We start from the raw sequence: 20,750 nt of genomic DNA, 5'->3' as shown, positions 1-20,750 counted from the left end.
GAGACGCTCTTTCGGCAATTACACAATCAGCTAATTCATGTGCCCTGAATCGACTCCAACCAACGAGCGCTCGAATGGTACTGGTGACATACAGGTCCTACTGATCGATGACGATGAGACGTGGGCACGCACACAGCGACGGGTTCTCGAACGCCAAAGCGACCGACTTGACGTCGAAACTGCCCATAGCCTCACCGAAACGCGTCAGTCCCTTGCCTCAACGACACCGGACTGTCTGGTCTGCGACTACCAACTCGGCGATGGCACCGCTCTGGAGTTACTTCCCGAGGTCAGAGAATCCCACCCCGAGCTACCGTTTATTCTCGTGACCGGACGAGGAAGCGAAGCAACCGCCAGCGAAGCGATCAGCAACGACGTCACCGAGTACGTGAGAAAATCCACGCTGAGAGAGCGGTCAGCACTCTTGGGCCGTCGCATCGAGTCCGTAGTCGACTCCGTACGTACCGAGCGTGCACTCGCCCACGAGCGCCGAAGCAAGGAGGCACTGTTGGAGATGATCACTACAAGCGTCACACGCGAGGAGCTCGCCGGCGATATCTGTCGACACCTCGTCGACGAGCGCCAGTATGCGTGTTCGTGGATCGGTGTTCACGACAGCGAGGGAGCGATCGTTCCGCTTGCGAGCGCGGGAGAAACCGGGTACGTTACGCAAGTTTTGGATGGCGACACGGAAATCAGCGGGAGCTCGGAGCCAGCGCTCGTTTCGTTCGATGAGAACACGTCAGTACTCGTCTCTTCGTATGAGGACGCGTCTGCTACAGATACACCGGATGCGGCCGGATTGGAGGCTGTATCCAACCGGACGAACGATGGGAACATTGACTCCGAGAATGACCGAGCGCAGTGGGAACGCCTCGCCTCCAAGCACGGGTTTCACTCCATCGGCGCGGTACCGATCGAACACGATCAAATCCGCTTTGGCGTGCTCGCTGTCTACGCTACCGACTCCAGACAAGTCGACGAGCGCGAGATCGCGTTCATCAGCGAATATGCCGATACGATTGGCTATGCATTGCAGGCGACCAACTGGCGGGAGACGCTGCTCACATCCGATACGGCCCACGTCGAATTCACGATCGGCGATCGGGAGATCCCACTTGTAGCGCTCTCGCGAGCACTCTCTGACTCAACGACACTGGAAATGACGACCGTGATTCCACGAAACGAGACTGAAGTGCTATGTGTCGTGAGCACTTCAGATAGTTCGAAGGAAGAGCTTCTCGACGCGGTGTCAACCGTTGATGCGATTCGGTCGATTGATGTCTATAAAACTAACGACCCGCTTCGGTGTGGTGTTATTATTGAGAAACCAATTCCAGAACTGACCGTTGCCGAGCATGGTGCTCACTTCGAACGCACGTCAATTGTGGACGGTCAGGCAAACATACTGATTCATCTTGGTGAGAACACGTCCGCCAAACGGATCGAAACTGGACTCGGAGACGGTTACAGGAACGTTTCGATGACAATGGTTCAGACGAATCCGTCAGAGGAGGCCTCCGAAAGGGGTAACGACCATACACCGCTAACCGATCGCCAACAGCAAGTCCTTAAGCTAGCGTTTCAGTTAGGCTACTTCGAACGACCACGGGGAAAGAATGCTGAGGAGATTGCTACGATGTTGGATATTTCTCGGTCAACATTCACACAACATCTCCGTGCCGCACAGCGGAAGATCCTAGAAGGAACGAATGAGGTAAAATAGCAATTCCATCACTACACAAGTTGGATTGGATGAAATTGTAATAGGTATTACCGTAGCCTCAGTTCAATTCGTGATTGGTATCTCTATTGAGTTCGTGTTTGGGTGATCCGTTGTGGTCAGTGTTAATGTCATGGGTGTTGCGTTTCGGTTGTCGTTGTTGACATGCCGCTCGTGTTTTCGGTTGTCTCTATTACCGGGGTTGCCTTCGTCGTAGCTGATGGAGTGATCGTGGACGTTTTTGTTCCATTTTCGGCTACAGGTGTGGATGCTTCAGTTAGAGTACCAGAAGCTTCCGAGGACTCCACTACAGCAGGCGAGGCATTCGATGAGTTTACTGATATAGAGTTCGCTGCGGATACAGAATTCGTGGCGTCACCGTCGTCTTTGGCGCACGTGAAAGTAACCGCAACGAAAGGACCACTAAACCATCTTGGTGGATCAAGTCGACCCTGAGTGACAGGCAACCGGTACTCAGCCTTTTCAATACCGCCATAGCGTAAGTGGTATTCGATCGCCCGGATTGGTTCAGTAGCTTCGAAGTCTACAGCGTCGACCGCTACAGGTCCGAAGAATCCTCTCCGATAGTCATAATTGCTGAAAGTGACGATATCCGGCCCATTAACGTTCTCAAGTTCATCGGATTCCTTCGAGAATTCGTATGTAACGGTGTCGCCGGCTTTACAGAGATCAAACTCCCCAGCTGCGGCTGAGACTGTCACTGTTTCCGTATCGGTCAGTTGAGAATATGTGACTGCACCGCCACCGAACGCGGCAGCAAACATACACACCGCGGCAAGTACTATCCTCGTCCGTTGCATTATCTGTCTCCCTGGCTTCCCTCAGAGGCTGTGGCTGCTCCGTTCCATTCGTTTCGTGCCGCGCGTGCGAGGTCATACAGTTCACCCAGTATGAGTAGACCTAGTGGAATGGCGACCAACGCGAACACTCCCAATTGAGTACCCGCAAAGACGATTACGTGCCCAATATACGGGATGGTGGCCATCACCCGGCCGACAAGCGCTGAGGCCGGTACGTATCCGCGATCTGCTTCTTCGTTCGCATCTCCTTTCGTCTTGAACGCAGGGCCTTGTGTGGTTTGCTCGATATCAATGACTCGGTGCGTGACAAGATTACTCCCAGCCTGTCCTGCTTGTATTGTGGCTCGATCTCCATCGATAAACGTGATGACATCACCCTCCTCAATGGCTGTGGGTGAGATATCATTCACGAGGACTGCATCGCCGGTTTCGATTATCGGATTCATGCTGGAGGAGCCAACGACAAAACTTCGTTCCGCACCGATGGCCTGTGGAACGTTAAATATAGCAAAAGGAAGCACTACCGCTATCAGGAGCGCTGCAGCTACAATACTGAACACCGTTTTCCGGCTCGGTAATCGTGATCTCATGTTATCTGATTCCCAAGACTGTTCCTGAAGACAGGACGATCAAGTTCAGTGACTATCAATCGATTTGGATCAGTCGCTGCCCCCGCTTCCACCGTCGCCAGACTGGTTTGTGTCGTATAGTGTGGAGGTGAGATCGAAATTGAACTCATCGCCCATAGCCTCATTCACGTTTTCCTCTGGGATACTCAATGTGACATTGAGCGTGAACGTCTGATCAGTGAGCGGCGGCTCGAGATTTACGTCTGTATCCAGGGATGTTACGCCACTGGCCGCTCCCTCGTAGACGGTGTATGAGGCTTCACCGCCACTGAGATTAATGCTGAGATCGGCAACATCATCGAGCTCACCGCCATCGCTCTCATCGGTATTCTCTTCGGGTTCGAAATTCTCGCCTTCTCTACTGGTGAAATTCGAAACCGCGAAGTTCAGTGCCTGGCCGGGAAGAGAACCAACGTTCGTCAGGTTCATGGATTGGGTTTCGCTGAATCCATTGGAGAGATCGTCGCCGAAATCGAGCGTAACGGTCTCATCGTTACCATTCGCCTTTAGGTCGATACTTCCAGATTTGGCTTGAACTGTCCCGGTTTCCTGATCACTCATCTCGGCCCATGTGGTTGCACCAAGTGCGCCCGCAATACCGATCGTTGTGATACTACCGAGTACCCGTCGGCGAGTAAGTGTAGGTTTGTCGTCTGACATTATTTTGGTTTAGCGTTGTTACCTTGTTGCCGCTGGAAATCCACCATCTGGCGTCCACGGACTGAGTGAGGGGCTTTCCAGCGATATCGATAAACAACAGCGGAGTTGTAGTGAATCTCATCACTAATTATTTAAAATTGTGGCTGGTAATATCTAACATGAGCATGGTAAGAGATGCACGAATTCAGAGAAAATACTGTGTGATATCGATGATCTCATAATTGTAGTAGTACCGAGATTGAAGGACAGATCTTCGATGATTGCCTGATGAGTGAGCGACGTTCCGAACGTTACTTCCTCTGAGGGTCACCTACTTGACACGGAAGATGGGAGATTCTGCTGTACTCGGCTCTGAGCACGTTCATCCTGATGCGAGTGCACGGTCAGAATCGTCAGCAGTGGGTGCCTCAATACCAACGTCGATCTCGATACGCTCATAGGGGATGGTCGGTTTGCGTGCTCGGCCTTTGCCGTCTTCGAGATGGATGATGCCGAATTCTTCGAGGAGATGCACATCGTCGTGGACTTGTCTGGTGCCACGTTCGAGACGCTGAGCGAGTTGCTTGATACTCTCGGGTTGGCTGTCCATGATGCTACGGATGAGTTCGATTCGCCGGCCGGTGAGGAGTTTGCGCAGCCGAGTGGGGTCGCTGAAGTTTTTGACGTGGGGAACGGTTTCGCCTGCTTCCCAGCGCTCGGCGCGGTCGAGTGTCCCCTCGTGATGCTCGTCGGAAGGGAAAGATGTGAGCCGGAGCACCGGTGGGTATGGAACTTCCTCCGGCCCGGGGAACTCTAGCGACTCAATGTCATGGTCGCCGTCGTGGTCAGATTCGTTCGTCATGGATTTGATCTACCTCGGCTTTGAATCGTTGGATGTGGTTGCGTAGGCTAGTGAATTCGATGTCTTCGACACCGTCACGGTAGTGATGGCGGTGATGACGACTTTCACCAGGTGTTTCAGCGTCGGTGTAGTTGTCGTACCGTAGTAGTGTCGTCCCATCGACGGTCATGTATTGGAAGCCGTATTTGATCCTTTCGGGGTACTCGTTATTTATCGGACCTCCCACGCAATCATCTCGTAACGGCTTCCATCGTCGAGTTCGGTATCGTCTTGGAAGCGCGGCGTTCTCGGCATTGATCCCGCTTGCAGTCACATATACATTCGGGAAGGAAAATGTTGTGTTGCCCCATTATGGCTATACATCGGTTTTAAGGAATGTCTTGATTCCTACAGACAAATCGCATCTGACTATATCATAGATGGTAGTTCGCTAATATATTGAGGAAAGGATTGTGGCTCTGTGCCAAAAGCCAGAATTTCGCATCTTTTCAATACGTATAGGTTTTGGTGGGTAGGGACCCCTATAAACAGACAGGTGTCTATTTACACTCTGTAAATAGAAGTTCTGATTTATATGCTAGTTGTTGTTTTATTGAGTATTCGTCATACCACCATCCAATACTAGTGATTCAGCATTGACGTAGTCTGCAAGATCTGAGGCCAGAAATAGCGCAGCCTTTGCTACATCTTCAGCGGTACCGCCGCGACCAGTTGGAATCTGTCCGATGAATCCTTCTTCCTCATCAGTACCGAAGATTGGAACATCTTCGGTGGTCATAGAGGTTTCAATTAATCCTGGATGAATGGCATTTACTCGAATATTTTCGGGACCAAGTAGTGACCCCAGAGAGTATGTCATCAGCCGAACTGCTCCCTTCGATGCACAATAGCTGATGAACTCAGCTGAGCCGTCAAGACCAGCGGCACTTGATAAATTCACTATACTCCCACCATTTTCATCAACCATGGCGTTGGCAGCTGCCCGAGAACCATAGTAGGTCCCACGGACATTGACATTCATCATCATATCGAAAATTTCATCATCTTCTGCAAGAAATTCCTCAGCTCGGAAGACGCCCGCATTGTTTACCATGACATCAACCCCACCGAATTCATCAGCGGCGGCAACAGCGTTTTTCATATCTTCATAATCTGTGACATTACATTCGACGAATGTCGCGCTTGCATCGGTTTCCGATTCGATCCGTTCGTGGGTCGGATCACCACCACCACGAGGTTCTTGCTGAATATCTGCGATGATGATGTCAGCGCCTTCTTCAGCATACAGTAACGAAGTCGCTCTTGTGTAGATTAGCGGAATACGTTGACGGCGACGCAATCGACAAGGCTGTGGATGGGTGCTTGAACAAGATTCAGGGAGCGAAGAAGCCCGAAGGTGCGAGCGGCCTGCTCCAAGCCCTGCTTGGACAGGCCGCGGAATTTCGCCAGCCACGGCTGCACTAACGACCAGAGGCACTCGACCTGATTCGTGTGGACACCGTCGTCCGAGACGTATTCATCGTCGTGGACAACGGTTCGATGCTCGTATTCCATTTGCTGATACGCGGGAAGCTCGTCGGTCCAGATCTCTCCCAGCGGCTGGGAGAGATCGCCTGCTTCCTCAATCACTGGCCCGAGGTTCTCGTCGTATTTCGACCCCTCTTCGGCTGAGATCACCTGGAGCACGTCGCGGCAGGCCGCGACGAGCGTCATCTCATCGCCCTGCTCTCCTGTCCATCGCGCCCGTCCGGGTCCGGGGGACCCGCCGCGGGACAGTCCGTCCCGCGGTGGGTTCTGGCCTTTGAACCCCGAGCACACCCGCTGCGTTTCGTCCACCTGTGTCGGCCCAGCAATCGTGTGCTCGATGCGTTCCCAAACAGTCGGGAAACCGCGAGCGAACGCGGTTTCCACGTCNCGCCGGGGGCGAGTTCCGAGTCATAGAAGGGTGTGCCGCGGGTGTAGGTGGTTTTCCAGTCACAGCGGCCACACCAGATACGGGCCGAACTATCGAGAGCGTGGAGGGCGTCGGCGTCACAGTTCGGGCAGATACGGGTGGTCCAGATGGCTTTGAGTCGCCGCTCGACGATGGCGTCGAGCGGCTCCGACCGAAACTCTATTGCTCCGAGGTCAACGAGTTGCTCAAGCATTCCGCCGAGAGCAGCGCGTTCATTGGTCATGTACGACTGCTGTCGGCGGGATGCCGTAATCTCCGTGACTCGGTTCCGCTACGCTACACAAGAGCGAACGAAGTTGCACGCCCATTGCCGCTTGCTGCCCCAGTGACGACTGCCGTTTTACCGCTTAGCAGGTCTCCCATGTGTTTGATTGTCTATCGCATGCTTATATAGTTATCTGTCATTTTCACACTATGACAATCGGTATCTCCCCACAACAACTATTATCTTCCATTACGTTCATCGACCTGCAAATGCCATCGATCGATATCGACACAGAAGAAGGTCGAATAGAATCTCTACGACGAATGCTCACGATCCGTGAATTCGATACAAGAGCAGGTGAACGGTTTGCAGACGGCGAAATACCCGGATTCGTTCATCTTTACGTTGGCGAGGAAGCCGTCGGAGTAGGAGCATGCGCTGCTTTGGAAGAGGACGACTACATTACTAGCACACATCGGGGACATGGTCACTGTATCGCCAAAGGACTTGATCCGAAGCTCATGATGTCTGAGATTTATGGAAAGCGAGACGGATATTGCAATGGCAAAGGTGGGTCGATGCATATTGCTGATGTAGATTCTGAAATGCTTGGCGCAAACGGAATCGTCGGCGCAGGTCCACCGCTTGGGACCGGTGCGGCGCTCAGTATATCGCAAAAAGGCGAGGATCGAATTGCTCTGTCCTTTTTAGGAGATGGTGCCGTCGCACAGGGGCAGGTTCACGAGGCGGTAAATCTCGCATCGACATGGGATTTGCCAGTTGTATTTCTCATAGAGAATAACCAGTACGGAGAAGGAACGGCAGTCAGTGATCAGCACAACGCCAAAAACCTCAGCGACACAGCTGCCGCATACGATATTCCAGGAATCAACGTTGATGGTATGGACATCACGGCAGTGAATGAAGCTGTCACCGAAGCGCGCAAACGCGCTCGTAATGGCGAGGGGCCAACACTTATCGAAGCCGAGACTTACCGATTCCACGGTCATTTTGAGGGGGATCAGGAGCTTTATCGGGACGAAGAGGAAGTCGAAGACTGGCGAAAGCGCGATCCCATCGATACTTTTTCCGAGCGTCTCATCGAACGCGATGAACTCTCTGAAGAGGAATTAGGAGAGATGCGAGAAGATATCGAGATGGAAATCGAGGACGCCATCGAGTACGCGAAAAATGCGGACGATCCCACACCCGACGAGGCCTACGAAGATATGTTCTCTCAGAGAGTACCGGACATCGACCTCTTTGTAGAACAGGCGAATGCCCGCGCTGATGGCGGTACCAGAGGGGGTGAATTCTGATGGCGAGCGCAGAACTCGAAAGCCAAGAAACTGAGACGATGACGATTCGCGAAGCCATCAGGGAAACGATGCGTGAAGAGCTGAACCGCGATGACGATGTTTTCCTGATTGGTGAAGATATCGGCGTAATGGAAGGCGTTCTTGACGTCACTGGCGATCTTTACCATGATTTCGGTCCCGAGCGCGTGCGTGATACGCCGATCTCGGAAGCGGGAATCATCGGTGCCGCAACGGGTGCAGCAGCGACTGGTTCACGACCCGTGGCTGAACTCATGTTTTCCGATTTCATCGGTGTTGCAATGGAACAGACGATGAACCAGATGGCGAAAATGCGGTATATGTTCGGCGGTAAAATCGAAATGCCAGTCACCGTGCGTGCTACTGAGGGTGGTGGTATGGGTGCAGCAAGTCAGCACTCCGGAACTGTTCACACGATGATCGCTCACTTCCCAGGGCTAATGGCTGTCGCTCCTGGTACTCCTGAAGCTGCGAAAGGACTGTTGCGGTCGGCAATTCGTTCTGATGATCCGGTGTTCTTCTTCGAGAACAAGATGATCTACGAACAGTCAGGCGAGGTCCCGGTAGATGAGGACTTTACCATCCCACTCGGCGAGGCGAATGTTGAGCGAGAGGGTGATGATGTTACTGTTGTGGCGACACAGCGTCTCGTAGGTGAATCATTGACAGTTGCGGACGAACTCGATGGCGATATTGATGTCGAGGTGATCGACCTCCGTTCACTCTACCCGCTCGATACGGACACTATCGTCGAAAGCCTTGATAAAACGGGACGGATGGTTGTCGCTGGGGAAAGCCCTCTCTCGTATGGTGCGCAAGCCGAAGTAGTGTCGCGAGCCGTTGAAAACGCTTTCTACAGTCTCGATGCGCCGATTCAGCGTGTTGGCGTGCCGGATACCCACATCCCATTCGGCCCATCGCTCGAAAGTGAAGTTCTCCCGGACGCAGACGACGTTCGCAACGCCATCGAGCGGATCGCCTGAGGTCGGCGGTCCGTGTCCCACATTGGAGTCATAATCAACCCGGCTGCTGGACGTGACATCCGCCGATTAACTGGTGGTGCAAGTATCGTTGACAACTACGCGAAGCGCCGTGTTGCCGAATGCGTTCTCTCCGGTGTTACCGTGTCTGCTGATACGCCGGACGTCACACTGATGCCCGATACATCGGGAATCGCGGCGAATGTTGTTGAGGATGCTCCTGATGACGTTTCTGTAAAGTTGCTCGATATGTCTCTTGCTGGAGAAGCAGCAGACACTCGACGGGCAGCCGAACGTTTTCAGGCAAAAGCCGATGCACTCGTCATTCTCGGAGGAGATGGCACGACTCGTGACGCAGCGCTTGGATGCGATACCCTTCCGCTCCTTTCAGTGTCAACCGGAACGAACAATGTCGTTCCCTCGGCAGTCGATGGAACTGTTGCCGGAGCCGCAGCAGCGCTCGTTGCGAGTGGTGCTGTCGATGACAGGGAAACCACTTATCGGCATGAAATGGTCAAAGCACGGACTGAGTCGGGTGAGTCCGTAATGGGGATAGCAGCAGTCGAACTCTCAGATCGTTCGTTTATTGGAACCCGTGCATTGCTTGACCCCGACGAGATGCTAGGTGGAATCGTCTCCCGAGCGAATCCATCGGCGATCGGTCTCAGTAGTGTTGCAGGTGCTCTCGATTCGCTTGCACCTAATGAGCCAGGCGCAATTGCATTGCGGCTTGTTGATGAGGACGCATCTGACCAGACAGTGAGAGCGATTGTCGCTCCCGGCATGACGACCAGAGTTGGTGTCAAGGAATATCACCGCCTATCGGATGGAGAATCAATGGTCGTTGAAGTCGACGATGGTGTGCTTGGTGCTGATGGTGAACGTGAACTTGAAGTTACTAACGAAACTGTTGAGTTTCATTCGGTGTCCGACGGTCCACGACTCATCTCCTACGAGGCAGTGTTCGAGTGTGCAGCACGGGCAGGTGTTCTCAAAGATGGTTCAGAATGTTGCTGACTTAGTCACTATAGAATGTTTTCAATACCACTGATGTGAATAATTGGGGCAAAGATATGAGCGGAATGACGCTGCTTAGCATCTATGGCTAATGATACCATATCAAATGTAAGTGTCGAAATTCCGGAGATCACCCAAGTTGAGTTTGTAGTCGAAGATCTAGAGGACGGAATGGAGCGCTTTGGTTCGGTTTTAGGGATTGATCCGTGGGAGATTTACCAATTTGAACCACCAAAGCTCCCGGAGACAACCTATCGTGGGGAAGATCACGATTATACTATGATACTCGCGCTTGCTGATCTCGCCGGGACGATGATTGAGTTGATCGAACCCACGGACGGCAAGAGTATCTATACAGAACACTTAGAGGAGCATGGTGAAGGCCTTCATCACATTGCGTGCTTCGCATTCGAAGATACCGAGAAAACAGTTCAGCAGTTTGAGGATGGAGGAATGGAAGTACTCCAAAGTGGAACGTTTGTAGATACGCCGTATTGGTATCTCGACACCCAAGAGCAATTGAATGGGGTGATATTCGAGACCGCGACAAATCTGGAATCGATGCCCGAACCGGATGAAACCTATTCGAGATAGTTCAACGGATGAGTGTCATCCCTGACTACTCGATATTGTTCACATAGAATTGAAAAGTAACGGCAATGGATTTTTAATATATTCTGTGAGGGTTTCGAGAAATCGTGCTGCGTCTGCTCCGTCAACAACTCGATGATCGAATGAAAGATCGAGCGGCAATTGGCTTCTAAAGGCTACTCCATTCCCATCAGGAACCGGGCGCTGCTGTATCGCGTTGACACCAAGGATGGCGACCTGTGGAGGATTGATTATCGGATCGAACGATTCGACACCTAACAGTCCGAGATTCGTCACAGTGAATGTTCCTCCTTGGAGATCGTCCATCGTATACTCACCTGAAAGAGCTTTCTCGGTGAGTTCTCGACGCTCAGTTGCGATTCTCTCAATCGATTTGTCGTTGACTTGCCGTAATACCGGAGTGATTAATCCTGCTTCAACATCGACGGCAATGCAGACATTATGCTCCTCATAGAGACGATGCAAATCATCTTCGAAAGTAGCGTTAAAATCAGGATGTTCAGCGAGGCTGGCAGAGACAGCAAGCAACAATAGATCAGGCATAGAGATGTCACTTTCAACTGCATCTGCAGCAGCTTCGACGGCTTCGAGAAGTGCTTCGGCATCAACCTCACGGTGTTCCGTGACGTGAACGGCATTTTGATAGCTCTGACTAAGCCGGTTCGAGATAGTGCGACGCATTCCGTCGAACGACTTCTCTTCACGGATGGTGCGGCCTGTTGGAGTTGGTTGAGTTTCAGCTGATGTCCCGGAAGCTTCGCTACTCGCTACTGTGATATCACTTTCGTCAGCCGCCATCCGAACGTCTGATTCGGTAATACGTCCGTTCGCACCCGATCCAGAGAGGGTGTTTATGTCAAGACCATGCTCGCGGGCGAGTTGTCGAACACGTGGGGCAGCAAAGATACGTTCGCTTGTCTGTTCTGCTTGTACTTCCTCATCTACAGCCTCGACATCGTCAGCAGTAATCGCTCCTTGCGGGCCTGAACCACTTACTTCGGTAAGGTCAACACCAAGCTCGTCGGCACGCTGCTCTGCCCGGGGAGAAGCTCTTACCTGTTCGCTTTCTGCTTGTGTATCTGAGGCGGCCTCAACATCATCCGCAGTAATCGCTCCCTGAGGTCCCGACCCGTTCACTACAGTCAAATCAATACCGAGTTCCTCAGCACGGCGTTCTGCTCTTGGTGAAGCCTTTATATTGGTACTCTCTCCACCGATTGTATCTGTTTGTCCTTTAGCCGACTCTGGCGATTCTTCGGTCGTCTCATCTGCGGTTGCTTGAGACTCGGTTGGCTCTGACGAGCCTTCACTCTCGAATTCAGCCTCAAGATCGGCAATATCCTCGCCCGCATCCGCAATGATACCAATAGGTGTACCTGGTGGAACAGTCGCGCCCTCTTCAACCTCAAGTAAGCGGAGAACACCTCCTTCACGGGCATCAATCTCAGCAACAGTCTTCTCAGATTCAATCTCAGCAATCGCTTCACCTTCCTCAACCGTGTTGTCCTCTTCTATGTACCAATCCAAGATAATCCCTTCTTCCATCTCCAATCCTAGTTTCGGCATCTTGACAACGTATCCCATACCATGCAATGAGACTACAAACTACTAAAATATCAATGATGGAAATTCTATATGATTAGTACTGCTTCGGCGGTGGGGATAGCTGGCGTTTCGGGCTGATTCACGCCGGTACCGTATCGGCCACAGACCCGGATCTCGGGGAGTTTCGACGTGGTCAAAGTCGGAGTATCTCCCTGCGTATTTTCTTGTCCCTGATCGAAGCCACTACCGCTTACACCCGCAAAAGCGCACGACTGCAGCGGATTTGGGGAGATCATGCTACTTGTTCAGTGGCAACCGCCGAAGTAGTATTAGCGAAGGAGACCGAGGTCCGTAAGTTTGGAGATAATCACTTCTGTCGCCGCTTCCGCGTCTTCAGGTTCCTTACCGCCCGTGATTACTGTCTTGCCCGAGCTAAAGAGCAACGCGACGACATCGGGTTCGTCAAGCCGGTAGACGAGTCCGGGGAACTGCTCTGGTTCGTATTCGACGTCTTCGAGACCAAGTCCAATCGCAATCGCATTCAGGTTCAGAGCCTCACCGAGATCGCCACTCGTCACGATGTTCTGCACTTCGATGTTCGGATTGTCGCTCACCTCGATTCCAAGGTCCGAGAGTGTCTCAAAGACAATTTCAACAGAGGTCGGCTAGATAGATTCGTCATGCACAGATGTCTGCAAAATTTAGACTATCGGTGTGGATTTCGAGCCAAGCCGTGCATGAGCAATCCACCTGCCTGACTTCAGGTCGGTCCGGGTTATTGACGGCCTGATTAACTGTTTCCGGTAACAATATCGGCCACCTTTTGACGGTCGAACAGCTGTTGATCCTGCGGAATCTCCGGATAGGGATCGCTGCTGGTGAAATCGGGCCACTCCCCGAACTGGTTGGGGTAGAGCTGCTTCGCGGTCATCTCCAACTGGAAGAGGTTCATCAGCGGTCCCTGCACTGGGTACGCCCCGGCATATACACGGTCGTTCTGGACGGCGGAAAGCTGACTTCCCACGGGGTCGTCTTCCAGTGTCTGTCGGACGTTGTTCACGTCGTAGGTCGTGATGCCGTAACGGTGGAGGATGACGTCGGGATCGATCTCGAGCATCCGTTCCATGCTGTAGGTTGTTTCGTACGTCACATCGTCCTGAGTGAACGCATCGGATGCGTTAAGCGGACGGATGTGGGCGTTCCCAAAGCCAGAAGTATTGATCTTTGAGGGATAGAACGATTCCTCGATGAACAGCACCGACCCTACCGTTGGTCGTTCGTTTTTGGGTGGAAGATTAGATTGGATCCGTGAGACGAGGTCGTCGTGGATCCTCGAGAGCTGTTGGAAGCGCTGTTGATTCTGGAACACTTTAGCGACCTTCCCCGAGAGCTCCCAGAGTGTGTAGTACTGGTAGTTGCCGCGATAGGGTCTCGGTGGCTGTTCGTTGTTTCGGCTGAAGAGGTTGCCGAACCACGGCGCGATGTTCTCCCGGATCTCCTTGATATCGGCCATTTTCCAGCCATCGAACGAGACCATCAACGCGGGATCAACGAGATGGAGGTCCGAATCGAGGTTATAGAACACCTCCTTGTCGACCTGGATTCCCCCTCCTCCACTCGAATTCCCGGAGTTGAGTTGGGTGAGGCCACTCCGGTCGAACGAAACACCGTCGAGTCTGGAATAGAGAGCGTCGAGCGTTGCGGCGGCGTCCGACCTGAATCCGAGGGAGTTCACGGCGTCACCGTGGCCGTACGCGACCGCCATGTCGGAGTATAACATGCTGTAGACCATCACATTCTTCGGAACACTGTCAAATTGGACTTCGCCCACGGGCGACATCGTCACAGTATACGACGAACCCATCGCAGTCGCAGATCCCTCTGTCTCGGTCGTCTCTCCGGTTGGTTCCGAAGTGGCCGTCGACTCAGTGGAACCAGCAGTGTCCATTCCCGACCCACTATCCGTTGAGTTGCCGCCACTGCCAGCAGACCCACCACTACAACCGGCAAGCAGTCCACTCCCGAGCACGACTGCGCCGGACCGCAACCAGTTCCGCCGCGACATCGCTCCGTCCGCCCTGGAATCGTTTGCCATGATATTAGGCCCGCCTAAAACGTTAAGTCCGTTTCGGTCTCCCATCATGCGAAGAGAGAGATGTATCATCGATCGTTGCGTACTCACTTGGCGTCAGCTCGATCTGGCCCGTTCCAAAGATGATGACCACAATTGAACGGCGAACGCAACATACAACACCACAATTCACATCAGATACTGAATCACGATGACCGCTGCCACACTCGTGACCACTGCAACCGGCAGCCCAATTCGGATGAGCCGGCGTACCGAGATAGTCACCCCATTCCGTGAGGTCTGATCGAGGACGATCAATGTCGCCGCACTTGCGATCGGCGTTGCATTCCCTGCGAGCGTACTCACTGCGGCGAGTATGTACCAACCCTGCTGGTCAGTGATCGCCGTCGAAAGTAGGACGACCGCCGGGACATTACTCATGAGATTCGAAAGCACGAACGTCGCTCCCGCGAGCGGCCATCCCTGTGTAAATGTTTCGAGTGTTCGGACCAGCACTGTTCCCTCAAGCCCGCCTACGAGCACGAAGATCCCGACGAACAACACGATGATGTCCCAGTCGATATGCCCAAGGATCTCGTTTCCCGGCACCCGTCGGAATAGCTGTACCCATGCGATATGGAGAACGCCTATCGAGGCAGCAATCACGCCCGGGTTCACACCAGGTAGCGCCGCGAGCAACACGACCGTGAGCAGAAGAAATCCACCACTCGATACCGCCCACGCCCGGTCAAGATCAGGTGCGGAGAGCTCGATACTGAACGAACGGCCATCAGTCAGCGGGAACATCATCACACCGGCAATCCCGAGCCCAAGAACAGCCACCGGCGCAAGCACACGCACGAACTTGACAGTCGTCAGCGGGCTGTGGCTCAGGATATACGCATTCTGTGGGTTCCCGAGCGGTGTTGCGAGGCTGCCGATATTCGCACCGAGGACGACTGCCACCAGCGGCGGGACTGGATCGAGGTCCGCTCCCCGAACCGCCTGAATCAGGACTGGTGTCAGCAAAATCACTGTCGCATCGTTGAGAGCGACAGCACTCATCGCTGCTGAAAGCCCGAGCGCGCCGAGGGTGAGTCGTCGCGGGGTTCCCGTCCGTTGGACGAGCTGTGTGGCTGCCCAGCCGTAGAACCCGCTTTGGGCCAACGCTTCGACGTGGGCGAGCATCCCAAACAGCAGGAGAATCGTCCCTGCGTCGATACTTGCGAGCGCCTTCGATGGCGAGATCGCTCCGATGAGGATCACCACGACTGCACCGACCGCGGCGGTGATCGAACGTGAAAGCGGGTACAGTCCGATTTTACGGACGAACAGTAGTCCGAAGGTTCCGAGAACAATCGCTGTCACCAGCGGTTCCGACGGCATACTCACCCGATCACACTGTGAGTGTGGATCGATTCCGGATTCAGACCGGCGGGGTTCTCACTCCCAACAGTTTGTTGCCCGCGATCTCGCCAGAGAACTACTGTACAATCGTCGCTCTCTGGACGCATCTCGACCGTGCCGTGCCGAACCCACTCGCACATTACTGCTGTCGACATGGACTCACCTGTTGGGTGATCATTCGGTGGGTGACGGAACGCTCTCGGATGCGTTCGCTGTCTCCGGAAGGTCAAGACAGTCACACTGGTCGATAGCCCCGTCGAAGCACTCCGGGCACTCTGTTGGACGGTCGATCAGCGTATCGAGGCGCTCGACGACTGTCGGGTCGAGAACCGGTTCGATCGTGCGGGCTTCGCGTTTGTAATCGTCGACTTCCAGCACCATGTGCAAGAAGCGCTGGACCACGCAGTAGCTCTCGACGGCGGTGCGCGCTCGCTGTTCGCCCTTGTCAGTCACGACCGTCCCTTCATACTTTTCGTGCTCGACGAGGCCCCGGTCGGCGAGTTTGCCGATCATCTCGTTTGCACTCGCAGGACTCACCTCAAGTCGATCAGCGATGTCTCCTGTCGAGGCGGGCGCGTCGCTCATCTCTTCGAGCACGTAAATTGTCTTGAGATACTGGTCGGCTCTATTCATCTCAGCCATCCCTCCAGTGAGTGCAGACCGTTACACGCCGTCTAAGAGGTCTCTGAAACGGTCGAAACACCACGGAGACACCGCACATACCTCTCATCGGATCTGTCCCGGCATAAAACTGACCTCTACGCATGATTCTCATCGGTATCGGCCTCGTTCTCATGTTTACGCTCATTTGGGTCCTCCTCACCGTCGTCGTTGGCAGCGTCACCGGGACCGAACAGGCGGCGGTACACGGCCGCCCACGCCTGGACCCACGTTCGTCGTGGTCCCTTTTTCGTATCGGTGTCTCTCGCTTCATCACTTTCACACCCGGCGAATCAGATGCCCTCGGATCGCGCGCTGGCACTCATCACAGACCTGTTCGACTCGGACGACCGTCAAGAGAACGGGATACGTCACCGGGAACGCGACGTAGAGACACCGCATGAGTTCATGGTGAGCGATGCCAGCCTGCGCGTCGGCACTGGTGGTCGCGTGAAGCAGCGATTGCCGCTCCTGAGCGGCCGTCTCACACTGGTCACGGAACTCCCCCAACCGTTCGTGTCGTGCCCGAAGTGCCGCGAACTCGAACTCGGTAAGCGCCGTCTCGCTCGCCTCAGTGATCCACTCCAGCACCTCGTCAATGGTGTCCTTCGCCTCGACGAGCGACGCCTCTTCGCGGTCGAGCGCACGCTTCATCGCGCGAAGTTCCTGGCGACGTTGTGCTGCCTCGGACAGCACGCCTTGCTTGAGTCCGTTGGTAAATCCCGTGGTAGTGTTCTGCGGTGTGAGGGCCATCGCGATCTGATCGGAGAGTTCGGCCCCGATCGTTTCGAGCAGGGTCTCTGAGTCTTCGACGTCCGCGGTGCTGCGCGGGCGCACTGTCTCAGCGAACAGCCCTCGAATCTGCGTTTGACCCTTGGACCCATCCGAAGATGTCGAAGATATCGTGGCGATAGGGCCGGTCGTTGTCTGGAGCCCACCTCGCTGGGTGGTCGGCTGGTTGATCGAGGGCGTTTTGACTGGAATCTTCTCAACACCGTTGACGAAGCGCTTGTACGCCCGTTGTTTCTCTTCGATGGCTCCCTGCTCTTCGCACACACGATCGAGTGCCTGCTGGACGTGTGTTTCGACAGTCATGGGTATGCTTTCTCCGGCTGGATCGGGACGCTCGTTAGTCCCTCGGGGTCGGCCTCGCGTGCGAGCACGAGTGTGACTCGCCACCCGTCGCCACCATCGACCACGCGAACCACCGACGGCAGCCAGTCGGGATCTCGACGATAGAGGTCGAGGACGATCGGCAGCACGGGCAGTCGACCACACTGGGGCGAGAGCGCGTATTCGGAAAGGTGGATGACGACCGACCGCGTGCCGTCGTCGAGACCGAGCGACCATGGTTCCTGGGTATATGCCCCTACAAAACCCAGTTGTTGGAGTCGGGTGAACGTCGTGCTCACCGGCTTCTCGACCGACGCAAGCGGGGTGAGTAGCGTCGACGCACACGAGAGCACGTTAGCTTGCTCGGCAGGATCGAGACGCGTCGCAAGCTCCGTCGCCATGCTTTCGAGCAGACACAGGCAGAGGTCGTTGGGATCGGTCACGGTCTCGGCGAGGTCGAAGTATGAGTCCATGACCACGGTTTCGAGCGCCTCGTATTCCTGCTTGGAGAGTGCCTCGAAAACTGTGGCTGCAACACGATGACAGAACTCGACGAGTTCACGTTGTTCGGGATGCTGCCGCTCCGTTGCGGGATCCAGGTCAGGGAGGCTCTGGTGGTCTACGTTAGTATCTGAAGAATGTTGATCCAGTTCTGTCACACCGTGTGGCTGCTTTGCTTGCTGGGCGATCACGTCGTATTGGGGAAGCCGTGGGTCGTACCGGCGCAGGGCGGCTCGATACTGCTCGGTCGCTTGGGCAGCCGCACGTGCGGTCGGACGGCTCTCGAAGCGAAGACCTGCGGCCGGGATAGGTCGTTCACCGTAGCGACCACAGATGAGGGAATAGTCGCCCTCCTCGTTGGCGAGTGCTTCGATATGGTCGCGAATATCACCGAGCGTAGTCCCAATCATAGTCATTTATTGGGGATTTCCACCGACCCGCCAACTGGTATCCGTCGTCGTCTCTCTGGCTGTGCAGTGGTTTCTATCATGAGAGATGGTGGATCGGGGGACATGGAGCTAGTCGTCTCGTAGGCTCGGATGTGTTCGTTGCTCGTCCGGGTGTGGTTCGGCGACGTACCCTCGCATCGTTTCCCGCGACTCGTTCTCCCGATTGTGGCGCTCTTGCTCACCGATTTCCTCACAGCCGGGCGGCAGGCCCCGTCCGCGGTCAGTGAAGTACCCGTCGGGTGTAACCCAGTCGTGGTAGAACGGCCGGTCATCGTCTTCAAGAAGCGTGACAGCGACCTCAGCGCCGTGACCGGCGCTCACAATGGCTTGATGCGGCTTTTCTGCGAGCCGTCCGGCGGCGTAGAGCCCCTCGACGCCGGTTCGCCCACGCTCGTCCGTATCGATATACGCCTTCCCGCGGTCGATGGTTCCAACACCATCAACGTTCGTGAGGTAGTCTGTGGTGTTCTTCGTCGCAGCGATCACATATTCGGTGTGGTAGCGGCCCTCGGCTGCTGTTTCGACGACGAACCCATCAGACATTGACGCGATGGCTGTTGCCTCCGTCCGACGCCAGTTACAGCCAGCGCGATCCGCCTGGTCGTGCATCATCTCCAACAGTAGGCGGGCGTTAATGCCAGCGGGAAAGCCCGGGTAATTTTCGAGATGAGCGTTCCGTCGCATGATCGAGTCGCCAGCGTCGATAACAAGCGTTTTGAGATCATTCCGAGCGATGTAGATACTCGCCGAGAGGCCAGCCACGCCCGCACCAACGATGATTACGTCGTACTCGTCACCTATCTCTTCTTGGTCGTTCGTCATGGTGGTGGTCACGTCGAATCGTTTCCGTTGCTGTTGATTATCTCTGAGAGGCGTTTGCGGTCGAATAGCCGCTCGTTTTTCGGGATGTCGCCGATCGATCCGGGCCATTCGCCGAATTGGTCGGGAAAGACCTGCTTCGCCAGCGCCTCCGTCGAAAACAGGTCGACGATCGGTCCCATATACTGACCGCCGGTGCGGACGACGTTCCCATTTTTGACGGCGTTCAGACTCTGTCCGTTGGCGTTTGCTTCGAGCGGCTCGACAACCTGTGAGGTGAACTCGTCGTGGTTCATCGATGTGAGCAAACCGACGCCGCCGATATAGTCGGGATCGACATCGAGGAGTTCCTCATAACCCACTGCCGCATCCGGGGTTTGCTTCCCGAAAGCATCCTTGAGACCAAGCGTGCGGAAGCTCCGGGTGTTGTTCTGCTTTTTATACACCGCCGAGATGCGGAACTCGCCCGAATCGGGGTTGATGCCGCGCCAGATTGCCGCGACTGACGGCCGTTCTGCCTTCGGCGGGAGTTTCGACGTGATCCGACTGTGAAACTCGTCGTAGAACGACTGCCACTCGCGGAACTGCCGCTGGCGCTGGAAGATTTTCGCGGCTTTCTCGAACGCGCCGTAGAGGTCGTAGAACGGATCGGTGCCATCCATCGCAAACCGAATGGTCGACCCGGCGAACGGCCCGACGTTTTTGGCAATCTCCTCGATGTCCGCATCCTTCCAGTTCGCGTAGGACTTCAGGAGCCGCGGATCGATGATGTGGACGTCGACGTTGGCGGTATAGAAGTTCTCTTTGTCGTAGCTCGATTCCGCATCGCCCGCGAGCAGGGTGACCGACTCCTTGTCGAAGGCAACGTTTGGGAGCTGGTCGTAGTATTTCAACGGGGCGCGCTTGAAGCTCGCGGCGGCCGCGGGCTGTTTCCCGAGCGCCATCCCGATGTCGAGCCACGCGCTCGGGATGATCGCGTACGTCTCCGGCACCGACTCGAACGTCTGCGATGGGTTGGGTTTGACCCTGACCGAGTACGACCCTGAACCCGTCGCTGTCGTCCCTCCGGCCGTTTTGGCTCCCGAATTTCCGCCGGTGCTGTTCATCCGATTCGCCTCGGTGCTTTCGTTGTCGCTGGTACTATTACTACTACCGCTCCCTAGACATCCGCCGAGACCAACGGCCAGGAGGCTTGCGCTTGATGCGAGTAGTTGTCGTCTTCGCGCCATATCGTTTAGGCACACCTAAAACATAAAAATGTTCTTATTTTAGGCCAACCAAAACTATTGGACAAATAAATGAAGATTTGAGACGCGGTCGAGTATGTGTTTACCCCGACGCAACTTCAGGAACTGCCTGATCGGGTGAGATCATCTCGTTGTTTCGGACGACCCGCTGAAGTTCCT

The 20,750-nt window shown here is 54.7% G+C and carries 19 protein-coding genes and 2 pseudogenes; 5 read left to right on the top strand and 16 right to left on the bottom strand.

The window, feature by feature from the left end; all coding sequences use genetic code 11:
• The first annotated feature begins 37 nt into the window (after window positions 1-37).
• Entirely contained in the window at window positions 38-1,726 is a 1,689-nt protein-coding gene (locus C451_RS04725; protein ID WP_007738280.1) for a helix-turn-helix domain-containing protein, read from the top strand.
• A gap of 128 nt (window positions 1,727-1,854) precedes the next feature.
• Here the strand turns inward: C451_RS04725 and C451_RS21845 are convergent, their stop codons facing one another.
• From C451_RS21845 to C451_RS04695, 7 genes and pseudogenes are all read right to left on the bottom strand, one after another.
• Complete coding sequence (locus C451_RS21845; protein WP_152420411.1) at window positions 1,855-2,544, bottom strand: hypothetical protein; 690 nt, start codon at window positions 2,542-2,544, stop codon at window positions 1,855-1,857.
• Complete coding sequence (locus C451_RS04715; protein WP_007738276.1) at window positions 2,544-3,104, bottom strand: signal peptidase I; 561 nt, start codon at window positions 3,102-3,104, stop codon at window positions 2,544-2,546. The genes C451_RS21845 and C451_RS04715 overlap by 1 nt, the downstream gene beginning before the upstream one ends.
• Before the next feature lie 99 nt (window positions 3,105-3,203).
• Window positions 3,204-3,734, bottom strand: coding sequence for a hypothetical protein (locus tag C451_RS04710; RefSeq protein ID WP_007738275.1), 531 nt, complete (start codon window positions 3,732-3,734; stop codon window positions 3,204-3,206).
• Between the two features lie 460 nt (window positions 3,735-4,194).
• Window positions 4,195-4,674, bottom strand: coding sequence for an HVO_A0114 family putative DNA-binding protein (locus C451_RS04705; RefSeq protein ID WP_007738274.1), 480 nt, complete (start codon window positions 4,672-4,674; stop codon window positions 4,195-4,197).
• Complete coding sequence (locus tag C451_RS24335) at window positions 4,658-4,843, bottom strand: toxin-antitoxin system TumE family protein (RefSeq protein WP_007738273.1); 186 nt, start codon at window positions 4,841-4,843, stop codon at window positions 4,658-4,660. Before C451_RS24335 ends, C451_RS04705 begins: the two co-directional genes overlap by 17 nt.
• A gap of 420 nt (window positions 4,844-5,263) precedes the next feature.
• Window positions 5,264-6,013 (bottom strand): SDR family oxidoreductase, encoded by a 750-nt coding sequence (locus C451_RS04700; protein WP_049912941.1) that lies wholly within the window; start codon window positions 6,011-6,013, stop codon window positions 5,264-5,266.
• Window positions 5,986-6,851: pseudogene (locus tag C451_RS04695) on the bottom strand (IS1595 family transposase). The gene C451_RS04700 and the pseudogene C451_RS04695 overlap by 28 nt, the downstream one beginning before the upstream one ends.
• A 251-nt stretch (window positions 6,852-7,102) precedes the next feature.
• On the opposite strand from C451_RS04695, the gene C451_RS04690 reads away from it, so the two are divergent.
• The 4 genes from C451_RS04690 (at window position 7,103) to C451_RS04675 (ending at window position 10,761) form a co-directional block, all read left to right on the top strand.
• Window positions 7,103-8,152: a thiamine pyrophosphate-dependent dehydrogenase E1 component subunit alpha gene (locus C451_RS04690; protein WP_049912940.1), complete on the top strand. Its 1,050-nt coding sequence runs from the start codon at window positions 7,103-7,105 to the stop codon at window positions 8,150-8,152.
• A complete protein-coding gene (locus C451_RS04685; RefSeq protein ID WP_007738268.1) occupies window positions 8,152-9,153 on the top strand; it encodes an alpha-ketoacid dehydrogenase subunit beta in 1,002 nt (333 codons plus the stop codon). Before C451_RS04690 ends, C451_RS04685 begins: the two co-directional genes overlap by 1 nt.
• 12 nt (window positions 9,154-9,165) lie before the next feature.
• The gene (locus tag C451_RS20870) at window positions 9,166-10,167 is read left to right on the top strand and encodes an NAD(+)/NADH kinase (protein ID WP_007738266.1); all 1,002 of its coding nucleotides are present in this window, start codon (window positions 9,166-9,168) and stop codon (window positions 10,165-10,167) included.
• Window positions 10,168-10,251: 84 nt separating this feature from the next.
• The gene (locus tag C451_RS04675) at window positions 10,252-10,761 is read left to right on the top strand and encodes a VOC family protein (protein WP_007738259.1); all 510 of its coding nucleotides are present in this window, start codon (window positions 10,252-10,254) and stop codon (window positions 10,759-10,761) included.
• 39 nt (window positions 10,762-10,800) lie between these two features.
• Here C451_RS04675 and C451_RS04670 read toward each other — a convergent pair whose 3' ends face one another.
• The 9 genes and pseudogenes from C451_RS04670 to C451_RS04630 form a co-directional block, all read right to left on the bottom strand.
• Entirely contained in the window at window positions 10,801-12,363 is a 1,563-nt protein-coding gene (locus C451_RS04670; RefSeq protein ID WP_007738257.1) for a 2-oxo acid dehydrogenase subunit E2, read from the bottom strand.
• A 290-nt stretch (window positions 12,364-12,653) separates the two neighbouring features.
• Window positions 12,654-12,983, bottom strand: a pseudogene (locus C451_RS21840) (TATA-box-binding protein); the annotation flags it as partial.
• Between the two features lie 131 nt (window positions 12,984-13,114).
• Window positions 13,115-14,419 (bottom strand): ABC transporter substrate-binding protein, encoded by a 1,305-nt coding sequence (locus tag C451_RS04660; RefSeq protein WP_049912935.1) that lies wholly within the window; start codon window positions 14,417-14,419, stop codon window positions 13,115-13,117.
• A 165-nt stretch (window positions 14,420-14,584) separates the two neighbouring features.
• Window positions 14,585-15,781, bottom strand: coding sequence for an ArsB/NhaD family transporter (locus C451_RS04655; protein WP_049912933.1), 1,197 nt, complete (start codon window positions 15,779-15,781; stop codon window positions 14,585-14,587).
• A 195-nt stretch (window positions 15,782-15,976) separates the two neighbouring features.
• A complete protein-coding gene (locus tag C451_RS04650) occupies window positions 15,977-16,435 on the bottom strand; it encodes a metal-dependent transcriptional regulator (protein ID WP_049912956.1) in 459 nt (152 codons plus the stop codon).
• A 306-nt stretch (window positions 16,436-16,741) separates the two neighbouring features.
• Window positions 16,742-17,557 carry a DUF7260 family protein gene (locus tag C451_RS04645; protein ID WP_007738251.1) on the bottom strand — a complete coding sequence of 272 codons (816 nt, stop codon included), beginning with the start codon at window positions 17,555-17,557 and terminating at the stop codon, window positions 16,742-16,744.
• Complete coding sequence (locus tag C451_RS04640) at window positions 17,554-18,486, bottom strand: DUF7551 domain-containing protein (RefSeq protein ID WP_007738250.1); 933 nt, start codon at window positions 18,484-18,486, stop codon at window positions 17,554-17,556. The genes C451_RS04645 and C451_RS04640 overlap by 4 nt, the downstream gene beginning before the upstream one ends.
• 108 nt (window positions 18,487-18,594) lie before the next feature.
• On the bottom strand, window positions 18,595-19,347 hold the full coding sequence (locus tag C451_RS04635) for an NAD(P)/FAD-dependent oxidoreductase (RefSeq protein ID WP_007738249.1): 753 nt from the start codon (window positions 19,345-19,347) through the stop codon (window positions 18,595-18,597).
• 8 nt (window positions 19,348-19,355) lie between these two features.
• Window positions 19,356-20,573, bottom strand: a complete 1,218-nt coding sequence (locus tag C451_RS04630) for an ABC transporter substrate-binding protein (protein WP_049912931.1) — start codon at window positions 20,571-20,573, stop codon at window positions 19,356-19,358.
• Window positions 20,574-20,750: the final 177 nt, after the last annotated feature.

The sequence above is a fragment of the Halococcus thailandensis JCM 13552 genome (genome assembly GCF_000336715.1).
Classification (GTDB): Archaea; Halobacteriota; Halobacteria; order Halobacteriales; family Halococcaceae; genus Halococcus; species Halococcus thailandensis.
This window is presented reverse-complemented; position numbering and strand designations above follow the sequence as displayed.

Bases quoted from the DNA above. Each gene is read 5' to 3' on its own strand.
- C451_RS04725 (WP_007738280.1), top strand. From the start codon at position 38: ATGTGCCCTGAATCGACTCCAACCAACGAGCGCTCGAATGGTACTGGT.
- C451_RS21845 (WP_152420411.1), bottom strand. From the start codon at position 2,544: ATGCAACGGACGAGGATAGTACTTGCCGCGGTGTGTATGTTTGCTGCC.
- C451_RS04710 (WP_007738275.1), bottom strand. From the start codon at position 3,734: ATGAGTGATCAGGAAACCGGGACAGTTCAAGCCAAATCTGGAAGTATC.
- C451_RS04705 (WP_007738274.1), bottom strand. From the start codon at position 4,674: ATGACGAACGAATCTGACCACGACGGCGACCATGACATTGAGTCGCTA.
- C451_RS24335 (WP_007738273.1), bottom strand. From the start codon at position 4,843: ATGACCGTCGATGGGACGACACTACTACGGTACGACAACTACACCGAC.
- C451_RS04690 (WP_049912940.1), top strand. From the start codon at position 7,103: ATGCCATCGATCGATATCGACACAGAAGAAGGTCGAATAGAATCTCTA.
- C451_RS04685 (WP_007738268.1), top strand. From the start codon at position 8,152: ATGGCGAGCGCAGAACTCGAAAGCCAAGAAACTGAGACGATGACGATT.
- C451_RS04675 (WP_007738259.1), top strand. From the start codon at position 10,252: ATGGCTAATGATACCATATCAAATGTAAGTGTCGAAATTCCGGAGATC.
- C451_RS04670 (WP_007738257.1), bottom strand. From the start codon at position 12,363: ATGGGATACGTTGTCAAGATGCCGAAACTAGGATTGGAGATGGAAGAA.
- C451_RS04660 (WP_049912935.1), bottom strand. From the start codon at position 14,419: ATGGCAAACGATTCCAGGGCGGACGGAGCGATGTCGCGGCGGAACTGG.
- C451_RS04655 (WP_049912933.1), bottom strand. From the start codon at position 15,781: ATGCCGTCGGAACCGCTGGTGACAGCGATTGTTCTCGGAACCTTCGGA.
- C451_RS04650 (WP_049912956.1), bottom strand. From the start codon at position 16,435: ATGAATAGAGCCGACCAGTATCTCAAGACAATTTACGTGCTCGAAGAG.
- C451_RS04645 (WP_007738251.1), bottom strand. From the start codon at position 17,557: ATGACTGTCGAAACACACGTCCAGCAGGCACTCGATCGTGTGTGCGAA.
- C451_RS04640 (WP_007738250.1), bottom strand. From the start codon at position 18,486: ATGATTGGGACTACGCTCGGTGATATTCGCGACCATATCGAAGCACTC.
- C451_RS04635 (WP_007738249.1), bottom strand. From the start codon at position 19,347: ATGACGAACGACCAAGAAGAGATAGGTGACGAGTACGACGTAATCATC.
- C451_RS04630 (WP_049912931.1), bottom strand. From the start codon at position 20,573: ATGGCGCGAAGACGACAACTACTCGCATCAAGCGCAAGCCTCCTGGCC.